This is a genomic window from Mesorhizobium sp. M7A.F.Ca.US.002.01.1.1, assembly GCF_004022955.1.
In the GTDB taxonomy this organism is placed as follows: domain Bacteria; phylum Pseudomonadota; class Alphaproteobacteria; order Rhizobiales; family Rhizobiaceae; genus Mesorhizobium; species Mesorhizobium ciceri.
Genome location: NZ_RZQE01000232.1, coordinates 1 through 8,933, shown reverse-complemented (window position 1 = coordinate 8,933; position 8,933 = coordinate 1). Strand labels below are relative to the sequence as shown.

Sequence of the window (8,933 nt, the reverse complement as noted above, 5' to 3'; positions counted from 1 at the left end):
CCCCGGCACATAGCCAAGAACCTTGCTCAAGGGCGACCTATACCCGAACGCCAACACCCCTATCTTGAGATTTTCCTGTCGAGCCGCGGTCGAACACTCCTATAATTGTGACCGGAGACTTCCCCATGCCATTTCGATTCGTTCACACCGCCGACATTCATCTCGACTCGCCGCTGCGCTCGCTGGCCCTACGAAACGGCGACCTTGCCGAACTCGTCGGAGACGCCAGTCGCCAAGCGTTTGTCTCGATCGTCGATCTCTGCCTTGCGGAACGTGTCGATGCGCTGGTCATTGCCGGCGATCTCTACGACGGCGATCAGACGTCGATGAAAACCGCCCGCTTCCTGGCGTCGCAGATGACACGGCTGCACCAGGCCGGCATTAGGGTCTTCAAGATCCGTGGCAATCATGACGCGCTATCGCGCATATCGAAGCAGCTGGTGTTCCCGGAGACGGTCACGATATTCGGTGGCCGTCCCCAGTCCGTGCTGCAGACAGCCGCCGGGCTCGACGTCATGTTTCATGGCTTGAGCTTTGCCAGCCCCAAGGCGCCGGACAGCCTGCTGCCCAAGTATTCAGTGCCGCGTGAAGGCGCGGTCAATGTCGGCATTATGCATACCAGCCTGGCCGGATCGCCCGGCCACGACGTCTATGCCCCCTGCAACGCCACCGACCTGCATGCCCATGGCTTCGACTACTGGGCGCTTGGGCACATCCATGTCCGCCAGGTCCATCCCGGGGCGAGCACGGTGGTGATGCCGGGAATTCCACAGGGCAGGGACATCAATGAGGCCGGGGAGAAATCCGTCACCCTGGTGACGATACGAGACGACCGCACCGTAGAGATAGAGGAGAGGCTGACCAGCATCGCGCAATTCGAAAGGGTGAATGTCGACCTGACCGAAATGGAGGAATGGTCCGATGTCGTCGGACGAGTCCGTTCCGCACTCGAACGTGTTCGCGCCTCTGTCAAATCCCGTCATGCCGTGGTTCGTCTCGACCTGACCGGTGCGTCACCTTTGTCCTGGGCCTTGATCCGTGATCGCGACCTGCTGCTCGCAGAGGCCGAGCAGGCCGCGGAGCAGACGGGAGACACTTGGGTGGAGAAGCTCGAGCTCAAAGTGTCTCCATCCACATCCCAGACCTGCGAGGAAGCCGCCGACCCGATTTTCGAGCTCGCTCAATCCATGCGCGCCGATGCCGGCTCGGACGCGTTCCGAGCTGAGGCGAGGGCCTTGGTCCAGAAGATGGTCGCGGATCTTCCGCCTGACGGGCGCGATTTCGCCGGCAAGGACGAGGCTGAGCTGGAGTTGTTCCTCGATCGGGTGCTTGCCAACGGCGCAAATCTGGTCACCGCCCGCCTCAAGGCCGGTGGATCACAATGAGGCTGCGCCGCCTTGACCTCATCCGCTACGGCAAGTTCACCGACAGGACGATCGACTTCGGGCCGAAACCGGAATCCGGTCCCGATCTGCATATCGTCTTCGGCCTGAACGAAACCGGCAAGTCGACCGCGCTTTCTGGCTATCTCGATCTGTTGTTCGGCATCGAGGAACGCAGCCGCTACAATTTCCTGCACGAGTACAGTGCGATGCGCATCGGCGGGGTGCTCGAACTCGGCGGCGCGGAGCACACCTTCACACGCACGAAACAGCGCACCAACTCATTGTTGGACGAGACTGGCCAGCCGGTCAGCGAAATGGCGATATCGGCACATCTGGCTGGCCTGTCTCGCGACGCATACGAGACCATGTTCTCGTTGGACGACGAAACGCTGGAAGCAGGTGGAAAATCAATCCTGGAATCGCGCGGCGACCTGGGCAAGCTGCTGTTCACGGCCAGCGCCGGCCTCGGGCACGCAAGCGATACATTGAGCGTGCTCGAGGCCGAAGCGGACAGGCTCTATCGCAAACAGGCACACGGAACCGAACTTGCGCTGCTCAAGAAGCGGCTTGCGGAACTGAAGGCCAGTAAGGACGCGGTCGACACCTTGGCGTCGAATTATGAGAGCCTTGAAGCCGAGCGTCTCGACGCGACCGAAAAATACGACCGCAGCATCGCCGAACGGTCGGTGCTGTCGGCTCGGCTCGAGACCATCGCGAAGTATCTTCGGGCGATCCCGATTCTTGCCGATATCCGGCGTAAGCAAGCCCAACTGGCCGATTTGCCTGAGATCGCTTCACCGGCACGGACCTGGACCGGCAGTGTCGCCGACATGATCGAGGCCGACGCCAGCCTGAGAACGCGGCTATCCGCGAACCAGGACGAGCTCGAACGGGTGACATCGAAAATCGCCTCGGTCGACGTGGACGTGGTGATCCTTGCGATTTCCGAACGGGTTCGCGGCCTGGCCGACCGCAAGGTGCGTCACGTCTCGGCCGGCCTGGACCTGCCAAGTCGCAGGACGGAGCTGCAAATCCTCGACAATTCCGTGGCGAACTGTCTTGCCGCCCTTGGAAGGTCCTCCGAGCCAGTTCCTGCCAAACTGCTCTTGCCTGCTGCAACCATTAGCGCTGTGCGCACCATGGTCGAGCAACGATCCGGGATTGCTACCAGCGTGCGCGTTGCGCGCGAGGAGGCCGCGGCAGCCGCTGACGCGCTCCAGGCGGCACGCGACCGGGTCGGCGAAGAACGGGCCGTGCCGGAGCCTGCCAGGGCAAGGCTGGTTTCGGCTTTGTCTAGGGCCAAGGCCAGCGGCTACATGAGGGAGACAAAGGAGTCGCGCGAGGCCGCCGATGCAGGTGCAATTCGATGGCAGGCCGCGATCGCGCGTTTGCACCCCTGGTCGGGCGACTCTCAGGCACTGGCCAGGGTCGCCATTCCGAATGCTGCGCAGCTTGGCGCATGGAAGGCGCTGGCAGCAGAGCTCGGGAAGGGCAGGGGCGTCCTTTCCGATCGTCTTGCCGAGCACCAGGGCAATCACGACTTGCTTTCGGCGCGGCTGGAAGCCCTTCGTGCCTCTGTCGATGTCACCGACGATGATGCGGCCGACGTCATTCGGCGTGCCCGCGACGACGCCTGGGCAAGGCATCGCCATGACCTGACTGGGGAAACGGCGGATGATTTCGCGGCAACACTGGCCCGAGACGACAGTGTCGGCGCAGGCCGTTTGGCCAACGCTCGGGAACTGGTCGAAATTCGCAGCACAAACCGCAACCTCGTAGAAACCGCGGCCACTATCGCGCATGCGCGTGATCAACTTGCCCGGAATGGCTCAGATCGGGAGGCTGTGCTCTTGGAAATACGCACAGTCGCCAGAGAGCTGCTCGGGCCGTGCCAGGAAACATCCCCCGAACAGCTGATCGAACTGATCGAGGATCGTATCGCTGCCCGCATCGATGCGCTCGCGGCCTGGGAGGAGATCGAGCTTTCGCGCAAGAAGGCCGAGCGGGCGGTTGATGAGGAAGGTCGAATACGCCTGGAATTGAGCCGCGCGCTGGCGAGCGTCGGCGTCGGTTCGGATGTTGGTGACAGCCTAGAGACGGTCATGGCCGTGGCAGAGCTGTTTCTTGAGAGACAGTTCAAGGTGGACGCAGAGCGCACCGAGGCGCTCAAGACGGTTGGAACAAGGCAAGAGGATCTGGCCGCCAGGCGCCGCGCTGTCGAAGTCGCGGAGCGACGTGAGGATGAATGGCAGGCCGGTATTGCCGAAGCGCTCAAGGGGACCTGGCTAGAGAGAGGCATCTCGGTGCCCGGCATGGGCGGCGTCCTTGATCAACTGGCTGAACTGTCCAAGAGCCTTCAGGACCGGGAGGCCATGCAACTGCGCATCGAAAAGATGGTGGCCGACAGGGACAATTTTCTGGTCGAGGTTACCGCCGTTGCAGCCGATGCGGGCGAGGCGGACGACGACGAACCGGAACAGCTGGCGATCCGCCTTGCCCAGCGCCTGGAGCGCGCCGAGCGCATGCGCGAGGCCAAAGCAAGCCTCGTCAATGACCTGCAGCGCCTGCAGGATGGGCGTGAGGTCCTCGATGCAGAGGTTTCGGCACATGAGCGCCGCAAGAACGAGGTCCTAAGCGTCTTTGGCGTGGTCACGCTAGCGGACGTCGTGCAACGCGATGAGCTGCTGCGCGACAGGGATCGCCTGCGCAAAACCGTGGCCGAGCTTGAGGAGCAGGTTTTTTCCGAGCTCGCGGTGGAAGGGTTCGAGCAGGCGCGTTCGATATTGGATGGTGTCGATCTCGACAGTATCGCAATCGAGAAGGCGGAAGCCGAGCAACGGCTTCGCGCTTCTGACGAGGCAATACAGCACCAGCTCATTCGGCAGACGCGCGCGACCGACAAGCTGGACGCTATTGGCGGCGACAGTGCTGTTGCCCGCATAGATGCCGAACGGCGCACCGTCCTTCTGGAAATCGAGGAAAAGGCCGTCCGCTATATCGAGCTGAAATTGGGAATAATGTCGGCTGGCAATGCTTTGCGCGTCTACCGTGAACGTCATCGCTCCGGGATGATGGAGCGCGCATCGGACGCATTCGCTCTCATGACGCGCGGCCAGTACTCTGGCCTGACAACCCAGCCCGTGAAGGGTGGGGAAGTGCTCATCGCGTTGCAGCGCGACGGGCAATCCAAGGTCGCCGACGCGCTGTCAAAAGGGGCACGTTTTCAGCTCTACCTGGCGCTCAGGCTTGCCGGGTATTACGAGTTCGCACAGTTTCGACCCGCAGTACCATTCATCGCCGACGACATCATGGAGACCTTCGACCATGTCCGGTCGGAGGAGGTTTTCAGGTTGTTTGGGGAGATGGCAAGTGCAGGACAGGTAATCTACCTGACACATCACCAGCACCTGTGCGAGATCGCCAAGACTGTAGTGCCGGGCGTAGCGGTCCATGAGCTCGGATGAGATTGGACTTACTTGATGCGCTGCGGAAATACCGTGCTGTTCGATTTTCCCCTTAGCTAGTCTAATCGACATTTCCAAGCGCCGGCTTTGGCGTCAGCTTTGCGCCTGAAGCCGGACCTAGAGGCCAGCTTTGCCTATTCCGAAAGCCGACGTTGCAGGCGACCGCTCGGGAGGTCGCCGTCGCGCCGCACGCGGTCATTTTCAACCTTGCGATTGAATGGCTACTTTGGCCGGTTTAACGGACGTGGGTAGCCATGCGCCTGTCGGCCTCCACGGGCATTGTACGCTAAATGCAATGCAATGGCGGTTGTACAAAAGGTGACACCGGCGCTGATAAAGAAGACAACGCTCAAACCTGCTCGATCGGCAGCCCATCCCAACGCCGGGCTTCCTAGAGCCATCGCGACGTCCAGAAAGGCCGTGTAGATGCCCATCGCCAAGCCGCGGTTTTCCGGAGATGTGCCACCAACCGCCTCCACGCCAAGCCCGGGGTAGACCAGGGAGTAGCCTAGACCCGCCAGCGCGGCTCCGAAGGAAGCAAGCACACTGCTTCGTGCCAACCCGATGAGCAGAAGCCCAGCTGACTGCACGAGCACGAACAGCAGGGCGATCTTTGCACCGCCGTATCTGTCAGGCAAATGACCGCAGACCATACGCGCTGCGATCAGCGCAGCTCCAAACGCCGTAATCCAACCCAGACCGGTCGCCAATGATTGTCGGCATACAGAAGGGAGCTGAGGCAAGGACTGAGCAGTAGCCGACGCTGGCGAGTGCCGCACCAAGTCCTGGCAGCCATACCGCGTCAAAAACCGCTCTCGAATCGGATTCTCTCTGCCGCAACTGTATCCGAGGGTTCGGCGCTCGCATGAGTGATCCCAGGACGAGCAACGGCAATAGTGTGGTCAGCAGCCCTATCGCCGCAAAGCCGTAGGCTGTGAACAACATGGTTCCCAATGGTCCGCTGAAGGCCAATGCCGCGAACATCGCAGTGCCGACCCATGCAATGACTTTCCCCGAATGCCCGGCATCCACGAGCGCCAGGCCCCAGGCCACGCCACCTGTGATGATAAAGCTCTCGGCACCGCCCAGCACCGCGCGTCCGACGACGAGAATCGAGACGGAGAGAACGGGCGAATGCGCGACGGCAACGGACAGGAGATAGAGCAGCCCGGCAGCCGCTGCCGTAACCAGGCCCACGAGAACGGCTCGTTTCCCTCCGTTCCCGTCCGCAAAGGAACCCGACCACACGCGTGAGACCAGGGATCCCGCGAACTGCGTTCCTGCAACTAGGCCGACAACGACACTACCGAATCCCAGATTGTGGCTGACGTGCAGTGGAAGAACAGGCAACGCTGCGCCGATGACAACAAACCCGGCCAACACCGCCCCCATGCTTGGCAGCAGGGTAACCGCGACCGAACGCAATGGTGTTGACGATGTCGGCAGGTGTGTCATTCGTCGAAGCAATCTGATGACGTTAGTTGGCGGAGGCTTCAGTTCGGATCACCAGGGTTGGTTGGCGGGCCCGACAGTGAACTCGTTGATCGTGGTGTCTTCCGGTGCATCGATGGCGAACGCAACGACGTCAGCGATCCGGTCCGGCGAGATTCCGTATTTGTCATAGGTGTTCTGCATCGCGGCGGCCGTACCTTCGTCGCTGATCGTTTCAAGCAGCTCCGTGTTGATCGCGGCCGGATAGATGGTCGCGGTGCGGATGTTAGTGCCTTCCATGGCGGACTCCATGCGCAGCACTTCCATGAAGTCGCGCACGAACCATTTCGTGCCTCCGTAGACCGCGCCGTTCGGGTAGGCCTTGAGCCCGGCGACTGAAGAGGTGGCGATGATGTGTCCGGATTTGCGTGCTAGGAACTCCGGCAGCACCGCGGCGACGCCGTTCAGGACGCCCTTGACGTTCACGTCGACCATCTGGTGCCAGTCGTCGGTCTTCAGTGCCGATAGTGGCGAGATCGGCATGAGGCCAGCGTTCAGGAACATGACGTCGACGCGGCCGAACGCGTTCCTGGCCAACTCGACGATAGCGTCGTTGTCGGACTGCTTTGTCACGTCCAGTTCCTTGTAGGCCGCCTGACCGCCGTTGTTCGCGATCTCGTCGACGATCCGCTTCAGCTTGTCAGCGCGCCGCGCGCCAAGCACGACCTTGGCGCCTTTGTTCGCGAGCAGCTTCGCGGTTGCCTCACCGATGCCCGATGAAGCTCCGGTGATGATTACGACCTTGTCCTTGATCATGGCAGTTCTCCAAAGTTGATGGTTTGATTTCTCAGGCGCCGTATTGTGCGTCCGTCACATGCTCCATCCAGTCGACGACCTTACCGTCCTTAACCTCCTGGAGCGCGATATGGCTCATCGCTGTCTTGGGCGACGCCCCATGCCAGTGCTTCTCTCCCGGCGCGAACCAGACGACGTCACCGGGCCTAATCTCCTCGACCGGGCCTCCCTCGCGCTGCACGCGGCCTCGGCCGGAGGCGACGATCAGCGTCTGGCCAAGCGGATGAGTATGCCAAGCCGTGCGCGCGCCGGGCTCGAAGGTCACCTGAGCGCCTTGGACTCGCGCGGCGTCGAAAGGGTTGAAGAGCGGATCGATCCGCACCGTGCCGGTGAACCAGTCAGCCGGTCCCTTGCCGGAAGCCCTGCTGCCCGCGCGAAGAATGTCCATCATTGATCTCCCTTGTGTCCTCAGATGCGTTCGATGCGGAGCGAGAACTCGCCGCGCACATGCAGGGCCTGCTCGCCCTCGTCGAAACGGCCGAGCCTGATCAGCCCGGGGTGGCGGTAGTCATCGTAGAACATCGCCAGGTTGCCCCAGGGCATGAAATAGCAGAGGTCATAGGGCTGCTCGTTGGCGAACGACCGCTTCCCTCCTCCGTTAGCTTGCGCGGCAGATAGGCAATCTTCTCGTTATGCGCGTAGTCCTCGATCTTGAGGTCCAGCGGCAGCATGGAGAAGAAGTCGCGCTCCGACGGATTGTCGTAGAGCGTGGCGGTCATGGTGCGGCCGTTAAAAGTCATCCCTATCTTCATGTCGCAGGGCTCCTGGCTGACTGGGGCCTTGCTCTCTCGGCTGGCGGCTGCGCGCGGCAAGGCCGTCACCGCGAGCGCGGCGCCGAGCAATGTCCGGCGGCTGAGCGTCGCATGCTCGATGATCACTGCGAGGATCTCCGGGCCATATGCGATGCGGCGAAGGCGGCGAGCGCCGATCCGCAGAGCAACACCGAGCCAAAAGTGAACGCTCCCCACCAGCCGACCGTATCGCAGAGCGTGCCGCCGATGGCGGTGCCCCCGGTGATGGCGAGCTGGATGACGGCGACCTGCAGCCCGCCGCCAGCCTCCGCGTCGTCCGGCAACGTGCGGCTGAGCCACGTGCCCCAACCAACGGGCGCGGCCGTGCCGAAGAAACCCCAGGCAACGAGCAGCAGCGCTGTGGGAACTGGCGAGGCGCCGAGGGCGACGAGCGCAACTGCTAGCGCGGCCATGACCAGCGGGATGACTATGAGAATGCCGAACAGGCGCGTCCGCAAACGCCGGCCGACGCACCAGGTACCGAGGACCCCCGCCAGCCCCATCGCCAGCAGGATCGCCGAAAGCGCGGCGATATCAAGCCGGGTGACGCTCTCGAGGAAGGGGCGCAGATAGGTGAAAAGCGCGAACTGGCCCATGAACAGCATCATGATCGACGCCATGCCGATGGCGACTGGAAGACGGCCCAGCAGCGCCAGCGGATTGCCTGGACGTTTCCTTTGGCGCGGGGGCAGCGCTGGAAGGCTGATCCACTGCCAGACCAGCGCCAGCAGACCGAGCGGCACGACGAGAAAGAAAGCGCCGCGCCAGCCGATATAGGCGCCAAGAAAGCTGCCTAGCGGCGCGGCGATCGTGGCCGCGATCGCATTGCCGGCGTTCAGCATGGCGAGGCCCTTTGGAACCATGCCTTGCGGCACGAGGCGCATGACGATCGCGGTCGACATCGACCAGAAGCCGCCGATCGCGACACCGAGCAGCGCGCGGCCAACCATGAGAAGTGCAAAATTCGACGCAAAGGTCACTGCGAGCCCGGATACGATCAGGAGAAC

The 8,933-nt window shown here is 62.3% G+C and carries 7 protein-coding genes and 1 pseudogene; 2 read left to right on the top strand and 6 right to left on the bottom strand.

The genetic code is table 11. From position 1 onward, the window contains the following. The first annotated feature begins 125 nt into the window (after positions 1–125). Positions 126–1,385 (top strand): DNA repair exonuclease, encoded by a 1,260-nt coding sequence (locus EN932_RS21220; RefSeq protein WP_064994410.1) that lies wholly within the window; start codon positions 126–128, stop codon positions 1,383–1,385. Next, a complete protein-coding gene (locus EN932_RS21215; RefSeq protein ID WP_128337952.1) occupies positions 1,382–4,849 on the top strand; it encodes an AAA family ATPase in 3,468 nt (1,155 codons plus the stop codon). Before EN932_RS21220 ends, EN932_RS21215 begins: the two co-directional genes overlap by 4 nt. 221 nt (positions 4,850–5,070) lie before the next feature. Here the strand turns inward: EN932_RS21215 and EN932_RS38995 are convergent, their stop codons facing one another. From EN932_RS38995 to EN932_RS21190, 6 genes and pseudogenes are all read right to left on the bottom strand, one after another. After that, a complete protein-coding gene (locus tag EN932_RS38995; RefSeq protein ID WP_348629898.1) occupies positions 5,071–5,502 on the bottom strand; it encodes an MFS transporter in 432 nt (143 codons plus the stop codon). Continuing rightward, on the bottom strand, positions 5,480–6,304 hold the full coding sequence (locus tag EN932_RS21210; RefSeq protein ID WP_245483309.1) for an MFS transporter: 825 nt from the start codon (positions 6,302–6,304) through the stop codon (positions 5,480–5,482). Before EN932_RS21210 ends, EN932_RS38995 begins: the two co-directional genes overlap by 23 nt. A gap of 48 nt (positions 6,305–6,352) precedes the next feature. Then, a complete protein-coding gene (locus tag EN932_RS21205) occupies positions 6,353–7,096 on the bottom strand; it encodes an SDR family oxidoreductase (protein ID WP_127371751.1) in 744 nt (247 codons plus the stop codon). A gap of 31 nt (positions 7,097–7,127) precedes the next feature. After that, positions 7,128–7,523 carry a cupin domain-containing protein gene (locus EN932_RS21200; protein WP_064992981.1) on the bottom strand — a complete coding sequence of 132 codons (396 nt, stop codon included), beginning with the start codon at positions 7,521–7,523 and terminating at the stop codon, positions 7,128–7,130. A 20-nt stretch (positions 7,524–7,543) separates the two neighbouring features. Further along, positions 7,544–7,956, bottom strand: a pseudogene (locus tag EN932_RS21195) (cyclophilin-like fold protein). Between the two features lie 53 nt (positions 7,957–8,009). Beyond that, positions 8,010–8,933, bottom strand: a 924-nt coding sequence (locus EN932_RS21190) for an MFS transporter (RefSeq protein ID WP_164890558.1), incomplete at its 5' end; no start/stop codon positions are given.

What these genes read in the sequence shown, in the direction of transcription:
- EN932_RS21220 (WP_064994410.1), top strand. Translation starts at nt 126, where the DNA reads ATGCCATTTCGATTCGTTCACACCGCCGACATTCATCTCGACTCGCCG.
- EN932_RS21200 (WP_064992981.1), bottom strand. Translation starts at nt 7,523, where the DNA reads ATGGACATTCTTCGCGCGGGCAGCAGGGCTTCCGGCAAGGGACCGGCT.
- EN932_RS38995 (WP_348629898.1), bottom strand. Translation starts at nt 5,502, where the DNA reads ATGGTCTGCGGTCATTTGCCTGACAGATACGGCGGTGCAAAGATCGCC.
- EN932_RS21210 (WP_245483309.1), bottom strand. Translation starts at nt 6,304, where the DNA reads ATGACACACCTGCCGACATCGTCAACACCATTGCGTTCGGTCGCGGTT.
- EN932_RS21205 (WP_127371751.1), bottom strand. Translation starts at nt 7,096, where the DNA reads ATGATCAAGGACAAGGTCGTAATCATCACCGGAGCTTCATCGGGCATC.
- EN932_RS21215 (WP_128337952.1), top strand. Translation starts at nt 1,382, where the DNA reads ATGAGGCTGCGCCGCCTTGACCTCATCCGCTACGGCAAGTTCACCGAC.